The 16,367-nt window shown below is 47.1% G+C and carries 15 protein-coding genes; 10 read left to right on the top strand and 5 right to left on the bottom strand.

Going from position 1 to position 16,367, the window contains the following annotated elements; genetic code table 11:
• Positions 1 to 166 precede the first annotated feature (166 nt).
• Positions 167 to 1,444, bottom strand: coding sequence for an adenosylhomocysteinase (ahcY, locus tag NDI34_RS16040; RefSeq protein WP_190411155.1), 1,278 nt, complete (start codon positions 1,442 to 1,444; stop codon positions 167 to 169).
• Positions 1,445 to 1,742: 298 nt separating this feature from the next.
• Between ahcY and NDI34_RS16035 the strand changes: the two genes are divergently transcribed.
• From NDI34_RS16035 to NDI34_RS16020, 4 genes are all read left to right on the top strand, one after another.
• The gene (locus NDI34_RS16035; protein WP_348233150.1) at positions 1,743 to 3,371 is read left to right on the top strand and encodes a mechanosensitive ion channel family protein; all 1,629 of its coding nucleotides are present in this window, start codon (positions 1,743 to 1,745) and stop codon (positions 3,369 to 3,371) included.
• Positions 3,372 to 3,452: 81 nt separating this feature from the next.
• Positions 3,453 to 3,713, top strand: a complete 261-nt coding sequence (locus NDI34_RS16030; protein WP_190524572.1) for a hypothetical protein — start codon at positions 3,453 to 3,455, stop codon at positions 3,711 to 3,713.
• Positions 3,714 to 3,976: 263 nt separating this feature from the next.
• A complete protein-coding gene (locus NDI34_RS16025; RefSeq protein ID WP_190411157.1) occupies positions 3,977 to 4,345 on the top strand; it encodes a hypothetical protein in 369 nt (122 codons plus the stop codon).
• A 168-nt stretch (positions 4,346 to 4,513) separates the two neighbouring features.
• A complete protein-coding gene (locus NDI34_RS16020; protein WP_348233149.1) occupies positions 4,514 to 4,891 on the top strand; it encodes a hypothetical protein in 378 nt (125 codons plus the stop codon).
• 116 nt (positions 4,892 to 5,007) lie between these two features.
• Here NDI34_RS16020 and panB read toward each other — a convergent pair whose 3' ends face one another.
• From panB to NDI34_RS16000, 4 genes are all read right to left on the bottom strand, one after another.
• Positions 5,008 to 5,796, bottom strand: a complete 789-nt coding sequence (panB, locus tag NDI34_RS16015; RefSeq protein WP_348233148.1) for a 3-methyl-2-oxobutanoate hydroxymethyltransferase — start codon at positions 5,794 to 5,796, stop codon at positions 5,008 to 5,010.
• 84 nt (positions 5,797 to 5,880) lie between these two features.
• Entirely contained in the window at positions 5,881 to 6,414 is a 534-nt protein-coding gene (locus NDI34_RS16010) for a hypothetical protein (RefSeq protein ID WP_348233147.1), read from the bottom strand.
• A 92-nt stretch (positions 6,415 to 6,506) separates the two neighbouring features.
• Positions 6,507 to 7,619 carry a two-component regulator propeller domain-containing protein gene (locus tag NDI34_RS16005; protein WP_348233146.1) on the bottom strand — a complete coding sequence of 371 codons (1,113 nt, stop codon included), beginning with the start codon at positions 7,617 to 7,619 and terminating at the stop codon, positions 6,507 to 6,509.
• A gap of 158 nt (positions 7,620 to 7,777) precedes the next feature.
• A complete protein-coding gene (locus NDI34_RS16000; protein ID WP_348233145.1) occupies positions 7,778 to 8,503 on the bottom strand; it encodes a hypothetical protein in 726 nt (241 codons plus the stop codon).
• Between the two features lie 271 nt (positions 8,504 to 8,774).
• Here NDI34_RS16000 and NDI34_RS15995 point away from each other — a divergent pair, with 271 nt between their 5' ends.
• The 6 genes from NDI34_RS15995 (at position 8,775) to NDI34_RS15970 (ending at position 16,362) form a co-directional block, all read left to right on the top strand.
• Complete coding sequence (locus NDI34_RS15995; RefSeq protein ID WP_190411163.1) at positions 8,775 to 10,205, top strand: form I ribulose bisphosphate carboxylase large subunit; 1,431 nt, start codon at positions 8,775 to 8,777, stop codon at positions 10,203 to 10,205.
• 92 nt (positions 10,206 to 10,297) lie between these two features.
• Complete coding sequence (locus NDI34_RS15990; protein ID WP_190411164.1) at positions 10,298 to 10,696, top strand: chaperonin family protein RbcX; 399 nt, start codon at positions 10,298 to 10,300, stop codon at positions 10,694 to 10,696.
• A 96-nt stretch (positions 10,697 to 10,792) separates the two neighbouring features.
• Positions 10,793 to 11,128 carry a ribulose bisphosphate carboxylase small subunit gene (locus NDI34_RS15985; protein WP_190411165.1) on the top strand — a complete coding sequence of 112 codons (336 nt, stop codon included), beginning with the start codon at positions 10,793 to 10,795 and terminating at the stop codon, positions 11,126 to 11,128.
• Positions 11,129 to 11,265: 137 nt separating this feature from the next.
• A complete protein-coding gene (locus NDI34_RS15980; RefSeq protein WP_348233144.1) occupies positions 11,266 to 12,573 on the top strand; it encodes a ribulose bisphosphate carboxylase small subunit in 1,308 nt (435 codons plus the stop codon).
• A 924-nt stretch (positions 12,574 to 13,497) separates the two neighbouring features.
• Positions 13,498 to 14,967 (top strand): hypothetical protein, encoded by a 1,470-nt coding sequence (locus NDI34_RS15975; protein WP_199304754.1) that lies wholly within the window; start codon positions 13,498 to 13,500, stop codon positions 14,965 to 14,967.
• Between the two features lie 87 nt (positions 14,968 to 15,054).
• The gene (locus NDI34_RS15970) at positions 15,055 to 16,362 is read left to right on the top strand and encodes an O-antigen ligase family protein (RefSeq protein ID WP_348233143.1); all 1,308 of its coding nucleotides are present in this window, start codon (positions 15,055 to 15,057) and stop codon (positions 16,360 to 16,362) included.
• The last annotated feature ends 5 nt before the right edge of the window (positions 16,363 to 16,367 follow it).

Genomic DNA, 16,367 nt, shown 5'->3' with positions numbered 1-16,367 from the left:
TGAGGTTGAAAAGCTGTTGAGTAAACCTACCGTTTCTCTGGGTCAGTTTCCACAACTGAAGCTTTCGCAAAATTTTCGGTAACACAAACAAACAATCCGGATAAGTGGCAATCCTGAGTTGTTACTACATGATGACGAAGGGTGGGCATTGCCCACCCTTACCGATTTAGGTTCCAGAAGTCCAAGAATTGATGTACTCAATTTGGTCGGGTGTCAAGCTATCAATTTGAACACCCATTGCTTGCAACTTCAGCCGTGCAATTTCTTTGTCAACCTCGACTGGAATGGAGTGCAATCCAGGTTCCAGGTTGCCTTTGTTCTTAACGAGGTGTTCGCAAGCTAAAGCTTGGTTGGCAAAGCTCATATCCATCACTGCGCTGGGATGTCCTTCCGCAGCCGCCAAGTTAATTAAACGCCCTTCGCCCAGCACAATAACCGATTTACCATTCTGGAGGCGGTATTCTTGGGTGAAGTTCCGCGCTTCTTTGACTTCAGTCGCTTTGGCACCCAATGACTTGAGGTCAATTTCAATATCAAAGTGACCGGAGTTGCAAACCATTGCCCCGTCTTTCATCACATCGAAATGCTCGGCGCGAATGACGTGCTTGTTGCCAGTGACAGTAATAAACAAATCGCCTACGGGGGCGGCTTCTGCCATTGGCAGCACTCGGAAGCCATCCATCACCGCTTCAATCGCTTTGGTGGGGTCAATTTCGGTGACAATCACATTGGCACCCATTCCCCGCGCCCGGAGTGCCGTGCCTTTGCCGCACCAGCCATAACCGGCGACAACAATCGTTTTGCCAGCGAGCAGAACGTTGGTGGCGCGAATAATCCCATCCAGAGTAGATTGCCCGGTACCGTAGCGGTTATCGAAGAAGTGCTTGGTGTCAGCGTCGTTAACATTGATGGCGGGGAAAGTGAGAACACCATCTTTGAACATGGCACGAAGACGGACAATGCCCGTTGTGGTTTCTTCGGTGGTGCCAATCAAATCTGCAATCTGGTGTTGACGTTCCTGAATCAGAGTAGCGACCACATCACTACCATCGTCAATGATGATGTTGGGTTTGTGATCCAAGGCGATTCGCACGTGGCGACTGTAGGTATCAGCGTCTTCGCCTTTGATGGCAAATACGGGGATGCCATGATCGGCAACCAGGCTAGCAGCCACGTCATCTTGAGTGGAGAGGGGGTTGCTGGCAATGAGGAGGGCATCAGCACCAGCGGCTTTGAGAGCGATCGCCAAGTGCGCGGTTTCAGTTGTGACGTGGCAGCAGGCGACTAACCGAATCCCAGCGAGGGGTTTTTCTTGGGCAAAGCGATCGCGTATTTGTCTCAACACGGGCATCTCTCTACCTGCCCATTCAATCCGTTGCTTACCTAGAGGTGCGAGGGAGAGGTCTTTGACTTCGTGCTTGGGCTGAGTAACAGTTGCAGTCATGAAATTGCTTGCTCAACAAATATTTAAGTTGCAGGTTTTTACTAGGTTACTCGACTAGACCGCTAAAAAGGTAGCCTGATTTTTTAGCCCCACCCCACCAGCCACACAAAGGTTTGAGGCTGGGAGAAATTCAAAATCGAGCTAGAACCCTTACTCTGCCAAGTTGCTGCTTAACTTCTCGCTTTGGTGTGAAGTTACCTGACAAAGGGGTTGTTAGGCTGGGTGGGGATTATTTAAGTAAGCAAATGTACTTAAGTTTACCCAAATACCTGTGTTCAATGCATTTCGGAGGTTTGAAATGCCTTCTCAATCTTCTTGGGCGATCGCTGGAACAATTCTGTTGACTGGTTGGGTAGCATCTCCAATCCAAGCTCAAATTCCACTTCCGCAGAATTTGGAACTACCCACACTTAGCCTACCCAGTAGCGATGCACAAAGCCGAATCATGTCTGGTTGCATCCGCTTGGATGGTCGCTGTCTGTTTCAAGTCGCCGCACCCCAGTCGGAATTACCCGCACGTATCCAAGATATTCAGCAGAGATTGGAAACAATTAGTCGCCAATATTTGCAGGAGGATTCCTCAGAACTCCAAATTGAGAGCAAAAAGCAAAATAATTTGCCAGTCATCTATGTCAATGACCAACCCCTGCTGACAGTGACACGACCCGATGCCGACTTACAAGGGGGAGACTTAGATACACGGGCAGAAAAGCTCAAAGAATCCTTGCAAGAAGGACTGAAACGGGCGAAACGGGAGCGACAACCGCAGTTTTTAACTCGTCGAGGTGCGATCGCGGGCGGGTTTTTGGTAGCAATGATTGTGAGTAGCTGCGCGATTCACAGTACTTCCAAGCGATCGCGACAACGGTTAACCGGCACCACCACTACACCTACAGGTCATCCGGTCACAACCCAGCTGGCTCAACAACAACAAGGGAATTTACAAGAAGTTCAGCGCCGCTTGTATCAAATGGCGCAAGCCAGTATTTGGGGCGGGGGAACCCTCATCGGGCTTGGTTTATTTCCCTACACCCGCATCCTACAGGTTTTGATGCTCAACGTTCTCCAAATCCCTTTGCGACTGGGGATCGTGGGACTAGGGACTTATGTTGTCATACGTTTGAGCTACGTCTTGATCGACCGCTTCGCTGGCGCTTTAGCCAACAGCTATTTACTCACGCCCGAAGCCTCCCGCCGTTTGCAACTGCGAGTTTCGACAATTTCCGGTGTCACCAAAAGTATTACCACCCTAGTCTTGTTAGGAGTGGGTAGCTTGGTCGCCCTGACGACATTAGGCGTGGAGATTGCCCCCTTACTTGCCGGTGCTGGCTTGGTTGGCGTTGCGGTGTCTCTTGCCTCCCAAAACCTGATTAAGGACGCGATTAATGGGTTTTTAATCATTGTGGAAGACCAGTATGCGGTTGGCGATGTGATTGCTGTAGGCGACGTAGGCGGTTTGGTAGAAAACATCAATCTGCGGATTACTCAGGTACGCGATGCTGAGGGTCGATTGATTACGATTCCCAACAGTGAAATCAAAATTGTCGCTAATCTTTCCAGCAACTGGTCGCGGGCAGACTTAAATATCCCTGTTGCCTACCATGCCGATGTCGATCAGGCGCTGAAGCTAATTGACACCATTGCCCAAGAAATGAGCCGTGACGTGACATGGCAAGAGCAAATTTTGGAAAAACCCCAAGTCCTAGGAGTCGATAATTTTGGAGAACGGGGCGTCACGATTCGGGTATGGATTAAAACCCAGCCCTTGAAACAATGGGATGTGGCGCGGGAGTTCCGCCGCCGCCTGAAAATTGCCTTTGATGAGGCGGGTGTTCCAATCCCGCTACCCCAACAGGAGATTTGGTTTAACCGTTCTCTGCCTGCAAAATCTCAGATGGATGAACACGAATCTCACTCGCAAATTTAGTACTGATGTACTATAATAGAAGGGTAGGCAAATCCAGTCGAGAAACCGCCTGAACCCCACATGGAGTCAAGTATTCAAGCCATGACCAAGCACTACATTCTCAGCCTGAATCCGACTGCTCAGCATGACTGGGATCGTTGCACTCTCAGAAACCCTATCACTGCTGAACGCCCAGACTTGGCGAGTTTGATTGCCGAAGCGGTGGGAGCGGATGCCGGTTCTTACCTGGTAGCTGTCCATATCGAAGTCCAAGTTTTGGAAAAAGCACCAAATCTGCAACCAGAGCGCGTTCATCTGGATGTGCCAGTGACGCCGAAGCAGCTCAAGGAATTAGTCGCGTAGAGGCGGAATACCAACTAATTTGGCATTTCAGCAATCGTTGTTGTAAACCCGCCCTCCGGTTTAAAGTCGAAATCCGGCGAGGGTGGGGCTACAAGAACGCAGCCGCCTTTCATGAAGGCTAGTACAAATTTTTTACAGCTTCTCATGTCCGGACGACACTAGGACAAGGCAGTGCCGTTCGCCTACCGACGCTACGGAAGTCCGCTTTCGGTGGACTAGTACAGATTTTTCTACAACAAGTATTCTTCAAGAAGAAGATGCAAATGAAACTGAGTCAATATCCCGCTGCGATCGCTCAAGCTGCCCATACGGTGAATGAAGTGGATGCTCAGCTTGCCGCCGCTCATTTGGTGATTAACCGCATGGAAGGCAATGCTGACAAAACGGTAGCATTTGAGCAAGATTTGAAAAATGACAATCAACGCAAGGCGCGTCGCTTTGAATTACTGATGGTGAATTTGGAGTATCAGCAGGCACTGAATACGATGATGCGCTTAAGTGCTGAAAAAGCCAATGCGGTGGCTCACCTGGAGTATCTCCGCAACCAGTTTAGCGTTGCCAAGCTGGAAACACGTCTTGCGATCGCCCGACAGCTTGCTGGTTCCGAAGCCTTGGAACTGGTGGGTGTGTAAGCGATAAAAGCTTCACCGATGACCAGAAGATGGGATAAATCGGTGTTTCTACAAACAAGTGGGGGTGGGCACTGCCCGCCCTTTTTTTTCGCACAATGGCAATGCTTTGGCACAATAGTTGTAATTGCCTATCTGAATTCCAGATTGGCTACTTTTAACAACAATCTCATGACTATCGTTACATCAGCAGAAATTGAAAATTTTCGCTCCGAATTGGCAGATTATCCAGACGCTCTAGCAGCTTTGGATGTAATCGAGGATTGTGAAGGAGATTTAGAAGATGCGGCGATGGTGCTGGCAATTCGGGTTGGACAGCAACCAGAGATAGCGAACGCTGAATGGTTGCCTATTATAAGTAAAAAATGCCGCGCTGTTATCTGCCAAGAAGAATTTCGCGACGAGCTGGTTAATGGAAAGTTTGCCCGGATGATGGGACATTTGGCAGCAACAAAACTTTGTCCAAGCCCTCTAGTAACGCCCGTTTTGATGTACGTGGCTCAGCAGGGTGTAAAAAATTTTTGCGAACCTTTAGATCCAGTATCCTAGCCACACAAGCCGGTTTTTCAACGCAAACATCACAGAGGTTAATCACGCCAAGGTACACAGAATAAGGATTCCCTTTGGGTACCTTGGCGTCTAAATTAAGAATCTAGCAATGCTGTTTAGGGTTGTGGGGAATCAGGAAACTGTCGCGATCGCACTTCGCTACCGTAATTCTGCACTGCTTGGGTAATTGTTTCTCGCAAATTGGCGTAAGATTTGGCAAAGGGCGGCTGGCGTTCGGAGAGTCCCAGCAAATCGGCGGTAACGAGTACCTGTCCATCGCAATGCACCCCAGCCCCAATTCCTATCGTCGGAATCGATAATTTTTGGGTAATCTGCAATCCCAAATCGGATGGGATATGCTCCAAAAGCATCGCAAAAGCACCTGCTTGTTCCAGCGCGATCGCTTCTTGTAAAATTTTCTCTGCCGTTTCTGGTGTTTTCCCCTGCTGTCGGTAGCCTAACTGATGTACCGATTGAGGAGTCAGACCCACATGACCCATCACCGGAATGCCTGCTTGCACGACTCTGGCAATCGTTTCCACCATTGCCGGATATCCTCCCTCCATTTTCACCGCCTGAGCGCCAGTTTCTTTTAATACTCTCCCAGCTGAGTGAATCGCTTGCTGAGGACTTTCTTGATAACTCAAGAATGGTAAATCGCACACGACTAACGCCTGTTTGACACCGCGACGCACGGAGGATGCATGGTGTAGGATTTCATCTAGCGTCACCGGCAGGGTTGTCTGATAACCGAGTGCCACCATCCCTAGGGAATCCCCCACCAGAATCACATCCACTCCAGCGGCGTCTATAAGTTGCGCGATCGCATAATCCCAAGCTGTCAACACGACAATGGGACGCCCCTGTTGTTTCCACTGGATTAATTGCTGGGTGGTGACTACCATTTTTTAGATGCGATTGTGAGAAGGTTGTTAATCATTGGTAGGGATAGGCACCGCCCACCCTACTTGTAAAAATTAACAACTATTTCAGCGCTCCGGTTTCATCGTTTGCACAAATCTTAGAAAATCCTCAGTTTCCCACCCGTCTTCAATATCTAGGGTCTGTACGTTAAAAACTCCTACAGAACCGTCAGTCAGTTCGACTTCCATCGGCACTGTTCCACCAAGACCATAGGTGTTCACTACCTGCTCTACCAGAGTACAAGGCATATTGAACGTACCCATATCGATTCTGCCATTGTTGGCTCGGTAGTCCCAAACGACTACCTTTTCAATTCCAGCAGAGTAGGGTTGCTGACAGTAGAATCGATGACTCAAGGCAATCATCCGCGCCATGTGGACATCGTAGCGGCGCATCTCACCCCCGAAAGCAGAAACAGTTGTGTTTCGATCGGGGACTTCAAAGTAACCCAGTCGTACGTTAGCACTGGCATCGAGGGTATTTTCTAATCGGATGGTATTGATCCGGATGTCTGCTGGACTAGCAGCTTGAGCGATCGCAGAGAAAGAAGTAGCAGCGATCGCTGCACTTACAACAGTTTTGGCAAATTTTTTCAGCATGGAAGCGTCAATCTGTTAATGACTCAAACAACCTGTAACAGACTTCAACTTCCGGCTGACTTATTCCGTTAATCTAGACCTTGACAAATTGTTTACTCTTCTCCCCGAACGAAGGCTAAGTGCGGGGTCACGCGCCCTGTCGTCAAGCTAATCCAAGCGAGTCCTTCACTGGTTCCCACCCACAACTTATCGGCGACATCCGTTGATAAAGAGAGTATCCGACTGGAGGGGAGGTCGCCAACTCGATCCAGAACCGCACCCGTATCCGGATTCAATCTCAATAAACCATTATCTGTCCCCACCCAAACGCTCCGATCTTGGGCAAAGCGCACAGCGGTAACGTTGCGCCCCCTGAGTGGCGTCACCGACCGCAGCACATCCCCGGTTTTCGGGTCAATGACTAGCAAACTGCTGGGTGTTCCTGCCCAAATCCGTCCCTGTGGATCTAGGGTGAGAGCTTGCACTGTGGTGCCGGGAATATCCCTCAGCCGCTTCATCACAAAGGCATTGGCGGTATTAATTCGCACTAATCCTTCTAAGGTTCCAACCCATAACTGACCTTCGCGGTCGAGGGTGAGGGCATTCGCTGACACTCCGGGAAGCTTTTGCACCGTTGTCATTAACAATCCCTGGTCGGGACTGATCATGGCAAGACCGCGATCGCTTCCTACCCACAGATAACCCCGCTGGTCAGTCAATAGCGACAACACCCGGTTAGACGGTAAGGTGAAATTTTGCGCCGTCACTTCATTGCTGCGGGGATCTACACGCAGCAGTCCTTCGTAAGTTCCCACCCAAACTCGTCCCACTCGGTCTTGCGCTAACGCGCCGATGGTATAGTTCGGTAGAGCAATCCGAGCCAAAACATTGCCTGTCCTCGGATTTATCCGCGCTAAACTCTGCCAGGAACCAACCCAGAGACTGCCGGTATAACCCGGTTGCAATGCAGTGACGCGAAAATCTGCGGGTAGGGGGGTGGCTTCTTGCCTTCGGCGTTCGGGGGGCAAGGGACGACCTCCAGGCGGCGGCGATGAGGGTGGATAGGTGAGTAGGTCATCTCCCCGGTCTACCTCCGTAGATTGTTGAGCTAGTACGCCACTACCACGGGTCGGTGAATCTGATTGGATGATTCCCCATACTGGTAGGCTTAAAGAAAGCAGCGTAGCACTAATAAACAAACCGATACGCTCACTCAAGAATGCCATCGCTAATCTCCTTAGAAGAGGCTTTGCTAACGTGCCTCTCTTCATTTAGCTGAAATATAAGTTCCTACTACATTTAAGCCTGTGTTAGCGACAGATTGAAAAATTACAACGAAGTCGCGATCGCAGATTGCATAACTTGAGTATATGTACTCAACAAATTAATCACAAACGCCAAATGTTTTTAGTTTGCCATTGACAAAGTAGAAAGCATTTGAACAGTATGCAAGGCTGCCAATTTCTAAATATTGAGGGACACCGGCTGAATCAGTTGGTAGTGCTTTCCAGAGTTCAATTGCTGGTTTTGCTTTAAAAATTTGCTGTTCGGATGTTCCAGATTTCAAAGGAGAATATTCGCGGGCGGCTGGTCCTAGTTCTCCGGGTGGTTTGAAGCTAATCGCTGTGTAAATAGTGCCTTCTGAGGAGTCTGGAAGATGGCTGAAATCCTTAACCACGGCTGGAGCGAACTGTCCGCTGCTCTGGGTAATGGCGATCAAAAATCGAAAATTATTATTTTTAGGGTTGACTAACAATAGAGCGTAATCTTTCTGCTTGTCTTCGTTGAAGTCAGCGGTGAAAATGCTACAAGTCTCTCGCTGTCCGGGATTTTCCTGCTCATAGGCACGAATGGAAGCGACAAAGTCCGATTCTTGCGCCAAGCGATACTCACCCAAGCTTGCTTCGAGCGATTTGGGAATTTCTCCTTGGCACTGAGGTTCTGGTAGCGCTGTCACGGATGGAGCTGCTTGAGTCCCGATGGAAGCGGGATCGCGGCGAGAGGCGGTCACATCGGTTAATGTACTCAGCGGCAGATGGTTGGATACAGCGATCGCACTACACGCTGCCAGCATAAAGGATGCGGCTAGGAGAGAAACTTTTTTTAGCATTCCCAAAAAAAAACAACGACCCTATAATATTCGGTGCGCGATCGCTATTTTCAGTGATTTTTATTCGTTTACTAATTGTTTCCAAAAGTCAAGTCTTTATTTGTAACAAAACCTATAGATTTATAGGTAATAAGTAAAGCTTATGTTTACAAAAAGAAGATTAGAATATCAACTTATTACCTTGCTGGTATAGTTAAAAATTAATAAAGAAAAAAGTTATGGGATCGCTTAAACCCGTAACAACATTCAGGATTCCCTCAGGAAGGAAGACATGTCTTACTCTCAAACAAAAACTCAGACAAAGACTGGGTATAAGGCCGGGGTTCAAGATTACAAACTCACCTATTACACCCCAGACTATACCCCCAAAGATACTGATGTCTTGGCGGCTTTCCGGGTTACGCCTCAGCCTGGTGTTCCTCCAGAAGAAGCTGGTGCTGCTGTTGCTGCTGAATCTTCCACAGGTACCTGGACAACAGTATGGACAGACCTGCTGACAGACCTGGATCGTTACAAGGGTCGTTGCTACAACATCGAGCCAGTACCAGGCGAAGACAACCAATATTTTTGCTATATTGCTTATCCCCTGGATTTGTTTGAAGAAGGTTCTGTTACCAACTTGTTGACCTCTCTGGTGGGCAACGTGTTTGGTTTCAAAGCCTTACGTGCGCTGCGCTTGGAAGACTTAAGAATTCCTGTTGCGTACCTCAAAACCTTCCAAGGCCCTCCTCACGGGATTACCGTTGAGCGCGACAAACTGAACAAGTACGGTCGTCCTTTGCTGGGTTGTACGATTAAGCCGAAGCTCGGTTTATCAGCTAAGAACTACGGTCGTGCCGTCTATGAAGTCCTGCGCGGTGGTTTGGACTTCACCAAAGACGACGAAAACATTAACTCCCAGCCTTTCATGCGCTGGCGCGATCGCTTCCTGTTCGTTCAAGAAGCCATCGAAAAAGCTCAAGCTGAAACAGGTGAAATCAAAGGTCACTACCTAAACGTGACTGCTCCCACCTGCGAAGAAATGATGGAACGGGCTGAATTCGCTAAGGAAATCGGCACACCGATCATCATGCACGACTACCTGACGGGTGGCTTCACTGCTAACACCACCCTCGCTAAGTGGTGCCGCCGCAACGGTATCCTGCTGCACATTCACCGCGCTATGCACGCTGTGATTGACCGTCAAAAGAACCACGGTATTCACTTCCGCGTTCTCGCCAAGTGTCTGCGGATGTCTGGTGGAGACCACCTGCACTCCGGTACCGTCGTTGGTAAACTGGAAGGCGAAAAAGGCATCACGATGGGCTTTGTTGACCTAATGCGTGAAGACCACATTGAAGAAGATCGCTCTCGCGGTATTTTCTTCACCCAAGACTGGGCTTCTATGCCTGGTGTGATGCCCGTGGCTTCTGGTGGTATCCACATTTGGCACATGCCTGCTCTGGTGGAAATCTTTGGTGACGACTCCTGCTTGCAGTTCGGTGGTGGAACCCTTGGGCACCCCTGGGGTAACGCACCTGGTGCAACCGCCAACCGTGTTGCTTTGGAAGCTTGTGTCCAAGCTCGTAACGAAGGTCGCAACCTGATGCGCGAAGGCGGCGACGTGATCCGCGAAGCTTGTAAGTGGAGTCCTGAGTTGGCGGTTGCTTGCGAACTTTGGAAGGAAATCAAGTTCGAGTTCGAGGCAATGGATACTCTGTAATCTAATGACAGAGTCATGATTGTTGAGTGCTGAGTTAAACTTAAACAAACTCAACACTCAAAATTCAGAACTCTTTAGGTCTGGGGTCAAATATGGATCTCAAGCAAATTGCCAAAGACACGGCTAAGACACTGATTAGCTACCTGACTTATCAGGCAGTGAAAAATATCGTGGCTCAGTTGAGCGAAACAAATCCTCCTTTGGCAATTTGGCTGAGTAACTTTTCTAAAACGGGCGTCATCCAAGATGGAGAAGCTTACGTCAAGGAATTACTCAAAGAAAATCCAGAGTTAGCGCTTCGGATTATGACTGTGCGCCAGCATCTTGCAGAGGAAGTAGCAGACTTTTTACCTGAGATGACTCGCACTGGTATTGAGAAATCTAATATCGAATATCGGCGTCAACATCTCGAGCGAATTACGCTACTTACTTTACCTGACCCCAGCTTCCAGCCGGAACAACAAACTGAATCACCAGGCGAGTCTGGATAACCTCGACCGTCATCTGACAGAACTCTTCAACTTTGGACGTTAGACCGCATCAAGCGTCCACTTAGCAGACATACCTACAAGGAAGACCACACAACTATGAGAACTCTGCCTAAAGAGATTCGTTTCGAGACTCTTTCCTATTTGCCAGCGCTTACCGACGCGCAAATCAACAAGCAAATCCAATACATCCTCGACCAAGGCTATATTGCAGGGGTTGAATTCAGCGATAGTTCTGCACCGGAACAGCACTACTGGACATTGTGGAAACTGCCTCTGTTCAATGCTACGACAACCCAAGAAGTTCTCACTGAAATCAAAGCTTGCCGTTCTGAGAACCCCAACGCCTATGTCCGAGTCATGGGCTTTGATAACATCAAGCAGTGCCAAGTTCTCAGCTTCATCGTCGGGAAACCAAACCAAAGAGGTTACTAAACCTTAATTAGTCAGGTGGGCGCTGCCTAACCGACTCACTTTTAACTCGTTCGTGCAAAATTGGAGAGGCAGAGCAATCTACCTCTCCAATTTGTTTGTTTGATGCCTAGCAATCGGAGCATTCACTTTAACAGACTATGACCTACTACATTTCTCCCCGCTTTTTAGACAAGCTGGCGGTTCATATCACCAAAAATTTTCTTGACCTCCCTGGAGTACGAGTTCCTCTGATTCTCGGAGTTCACGGACGGAAGGGAGAGGGAAAATCTTTTCAGTGTGAATTAGTATTTGAGCGGATGGGCATTGAAGCTGTCCATATGTCGGCAGGGGAACTGGAAAGTCCAGATGCAGGAGATCCCGGGCGTTTGATCCGCCTGCGCTATCGGGAAGCAGCAGACTTGATCAAGGTGCGCGGCAAGATGTGCGTGCTAATGATCAATGATTTGGATGCTGGGGCAGGGCGCTTCGATCAAGGCACCCAATATACGGTGAATACTCAGCTGGTGAATGGCACGCTGATGAATATTGCTGATAAACCTACAGATGTGCAACTTCCTGGCAGTTATGATTCCACGCCACTACCCAGAGTGCCGATTATTGTCACAGGCAATGACTTCGCCACCCTGTATGCGCCGTTGATTCGGGATGGTCGGATGGAAAAATTCCACTGGGAACCCGATAGAGATGACAAGATTGGCATCGTCGGAGGCATTTTTGAGCCAGATGGATTATCTCGCAGTCAGATTGAACAGTTAGTCGATCGTTTTCCCGATCAAGCGATTGATTTCTTTGGTGCAGTGCGATCGCGCATTTACGATGAACAAATCCGCTCTTTCATCCACGACATTGGGATTAACCGGGTTTCTACTAGGGTAGTAAACAGTGCTGAAGGACCACCAGTGTTCAAAAAGCCTGATTTCACTCTTTCTCGCTTAATCGAGTTTGGCAACCTGATGGTTCAAGAACAGCAGCGAGTTCAGAATTCACGCTTGGTAGAGGAGTACAATACAAGCCGACGCTCCGTGACTCCAGAAGTTAGGGATGTGACTCAGATGTCATCCATACCCCCGGAAAATCGGAAGACCGTTGTCCGTAATGAACTGGCGAACGAGCCATCGCACCCCCATGAGTCCGACCGAGGTAACGGTCACAGCAGCAACACTCAGGTAAATAGTGCCCGAATTAGTCCACAGGTGCAGCAACAGATCCGGGATCTACTTGCCCAAGGCTATCGCATTGGTATAGAACACGCAAATGCACGTCGGTTCCGCAGCCAATCTTGGCAAAGCGGCGATCCCATTCAGACAACAAATGCATCGGAAGCGATCGCTGCTTTGGAAGCTAGCTTGAGCGAGCATAATGGGGAGTACGTGCGCTTCATTGGCATTGACCCCAAAGCCAAGCGGCGCGTTGCAGAAACGATTATCCAACGTCCGAATAGTTAACGTTTGTAGTGTAGTATTTGCGGGGAAAGCGATCGCCCCAACAGAGCGATCGCTTTTGTTTATCCTAGCGAATCGATAATTCAATAAGAGCGGCATGGGAACAAAAATTTGTTAATATCGTCGCCCTTTGCGGTATAAATTTACAATAACGAAGTGAGCGATCGTGATTAAGATATAGAGGCTCATCGAATCACAAAATCAATCCAACTTCTGTAAAGTTTAGGTAAAGTTGCACGATTTTTGTGCAATTTTTGATGAAGTTTTCATTGCTGAGATAGCGATCGCTTAATCACTTTACTTGTCACCGTAACAGAGCGATCGCTATCTCACGAGCAATTGCTCAAACAACCTGCCTGTGCCTCTTTCAACACGTTTTTAGTTCGCTAGATTTGCACTTTGGTTAAAAAAAATCATGCAGTCCATAATCATCCTCTGGACTGATGTTTCGCTATGTAAAGCCCCTTACGATGAGATGACACTAAAATTATGTTTAATGATTCCTTGAACCGAATCATTTCATCGAAATCTAGGCTGTTCTTAAATACGAGTAACTAAGCTTTTTCCGGGTGTTTCTAATGCGAAAAGCGAATGACTAGCGAAAAACAAATTATAGGGTGGATAGAAAAACATTCTATGTTGCAATTGCAGTCAATCAAAAGGCTTTTTAGTAGTTTCTAAATAGCTCTTGAAATTGCATCCTAGCTGTTGTTTGAAACTGAAAATATCAAAGCGTTTTATCTCAATCTCTTCACGAGAGCAATGATAAACCACTCCTAAAAAGTAGCGAAGTAAAGGCTGTGTATACTCTAATAAGCAAAGGTTATACAAAACTATTGAATCAAGATTGCCATTCAGTCCTTGAGCCTAGCTATTCAAAGAGACAAACAATCGCAATAACCCTAGTGTAAGCCTAATTCTTTGACTATGAAACGCCCGATTACCTCTCCCCATGAAGATTTGGCTATTACTGACTCTGCAAGTATTTCTAAATCTTCCCCAAAATCGACAAGGTCTCAAGGAAATTGGATGCGTTACTTAGTCTTAGGACTATTAACTAATGCAGCTATTTGGGGAGGAGCTTTATATTATATAAAAGTTACCAAACCCAATTACAGCACTGAGTTAGCGCTTAGTTTACCCTCAGCCGGTTCAGCCAGCAATATCAACCTGCCAGGGATTGGGCAAGCTTCCTCTAAAAGCGACTCTCCCTACATGAGTACGAATCAAGATCCCAGAGAGAACTATAAATTTCTAGCTCTCAGTAAGCCGGTCTTGGAGACTGCTGCTAATAAGCTCAATATGCCCTTGCAAGATTTTGGTAAACCCAGAGCTAAAGTATTAGACAACACCACGCTGATGACTTTTGAGTTTCAAGGAACGACTCCCGAAGAAGCTTATAAAAAATCTTTAGCGCTCTACGAAGCCTTGCAAGTAAAAATCAACGAACTGAGAATTAAGGAAGCCGCTCAGCAGGATAAAACGCTACAATCCACCCTTGGGGAGTCCCAAAAAAAATTAAAAGCAGCGCAAACACGCCTATCTGAGTACAAAGCGCGTTCGGGTTTAACTTCTACGGATCAACTTACGAACCTTTCACAAAATATTGAACAGCTACGCCGACAGCGGGCTGAAGTATTAGCTAAACAGCAAGATGCGAATGCTCGTTTGCAAGGACTATCTAGTAGCTTAGATTTATCGGCTAAACAAGCAGCAGATGCTTTTGTTCTTCAAGCCGACTCCCTATTTCAACAATACTTACAAGACTATAGTGAAGCGAACAGCCTCTTCGTTGCTTTGCAATCAAAGTTTTTACCCGATCATCCTGCTCTAATTCAGCAGCAGGCAAAGCTAAATGCCGCTCAAACGGCTTTACTGAGGCAGGGGCGCTCTCTTTTAAAGCGACCCGTTACGATAGCAAGTCTAGAAGAACTTAACCTGAGCAAAAGTGGTGGATCGGGAACCTCGCGGGATGCTCTTTTCCTAGAGTTAGTGACAGTGCAGACAGAGGCACAAGGACTCCAAGCAGAAGCGCGATCGCTCAACCAACAGCTTGCTCTACTTGAGAGTCGCCTCAAGTCACTAGCACAGCAAGAGGTTTCATTAGCCGACCTGATGCGGGATGTGCAAATTGCCGAAGCAGTTTTTTCTTCTACTTTAGCGAGATTGGATTTGAGCAAGTCAAATATATCTTCCTCTTATCCTCAACTTCAAATCTTTACAGAGCCTACAATTCCGACTTCTGCGAGTGCCCCCAATAAGAAATTAGTTCTGCTAGGTGCAGCCTTAGGTTCCTTGTTTTGTACCAATGGACTGCTGTTACTGTGGCTGCGCGATCGCAAAATTTCTCGGTCTTCTACGCTAGTTAAACATACCTACTTGGATACCAGTCCGTAATCACTGGAAATCGATTCAGATTTCAGGAGATAAACCGCAGCAACAATATTGTTTTGATTAGACCCAAGATGCATGAACCAGATATCAATGAAACCTCAAAATCTTGAAGAAAAGTTGATTTGGTATTACATTACCTGGATTTATGTAATTCACATTCTTGGGCTACAAATGACCTTAGTGCCTATACTAGCTTGGTTTTTCTTGTGGCGTGTAGGAAAGAAACTGTGGAACCAAACAGAGAATACGCCCACTGAGGAGAAAATAACCATTCCCACAACAATCTGGGTGTGGATTATTTGTATCTTAGTCATGGAGGTGGCTTTAATTGCTGCTCACATGAACTTCAATCTAGGATTAGGCAAAATTCTTAACTCATCAATCAATTGGGTTGTAAGATATGCTCCCTTAGCGTTATTTCCTCTTGCAGGCTGTTTAAAAATTCGACCACAGATAATTTATAGAGCAGCTTGCATACTTTGTCTGCAAAGTTTAATTGCTGTGATCGTTTGCTATACAGCGTCTAGATTACACCTACCTTCTCATATCTACACTTCCCCTTTGCGGATCATAGAACGTAGCGGTCTTGCTTACTACAGTGTTAACCTCTACGGTCTCGATCCGGAAGGAGGTGGAGTTCGTCTTGAATTGTTTACCCCCTGGGCACCCGCCTTGGGAATGGTAGGAAATATCTATTTCTTTCTAGCAGCGCAAGAATCGAACAAAAAATGGCGATTCATTGGCATGATTGGCGCGGTTGCAATGATTGTGGGTTCGGTTTCGCGCTTAGGTATTGTATCTCTTCCTTTTGTCATATTTTCTACTTGGGCTTTATCAAATTTTACGAAACCTTATATACAGCTCATAGCCGGAATCGCCAGTTTTATTATGGGAGTGTTTTCTTCCTGGCTAATTAATTCATTTAGGGCTTTCTCTGATATGTTCTACCAAGCTAGAGCAGGCTCTTCCAGAGTGAGAGATATATTGGCTCGCCTAGCAGTAGAACGTTGGAAAGAAGCTCCTATTTGGGGACATGGAATTGGTGAATTTAAAGGACCTGCTGTTGCAACATTCAAGCCAATCGGTTCTCACAATACTTGGTTTGGTCTTCTGGTAACGAAAGGAATCGTAGGGTTTACGGCACTTGTCATTCCATTAGCTTGGAGCTTCATAGATTTAGTAATCAAGTCGCAAAGTAGCCGAGTTTCACGAGTAGGATTAAGTATAATTTTGGTAATATTTATGTTTACATTTGGAGAAAATATAGAGGCTCTTGCTTATGTTTATTGGCCTGGGTTAGTTATGTTAGGAATTAGCATCAAAGAAAAGTTTCCTAGCTTTTTATTCACTGAAACCAATATTGCTGAAAACGGTTATAGAGTCAAAACAGAACTTTAAACTGT

The sequence above is a fragment of the Trichocoleus sp. DQ-U1 genome, from assembly GCF_039961925.1.
Classification (GTDB): domain Bacteria; phylum Cyanobacteriota; class Cyanobacteriia; order Cyanobacteriales; family FACHB-T130; genus FACHB-T130.
Note: the sequence above shows the minus strand (reverse complement) of the source record. Positions and strands in the feature narration are given on the sequence as shown.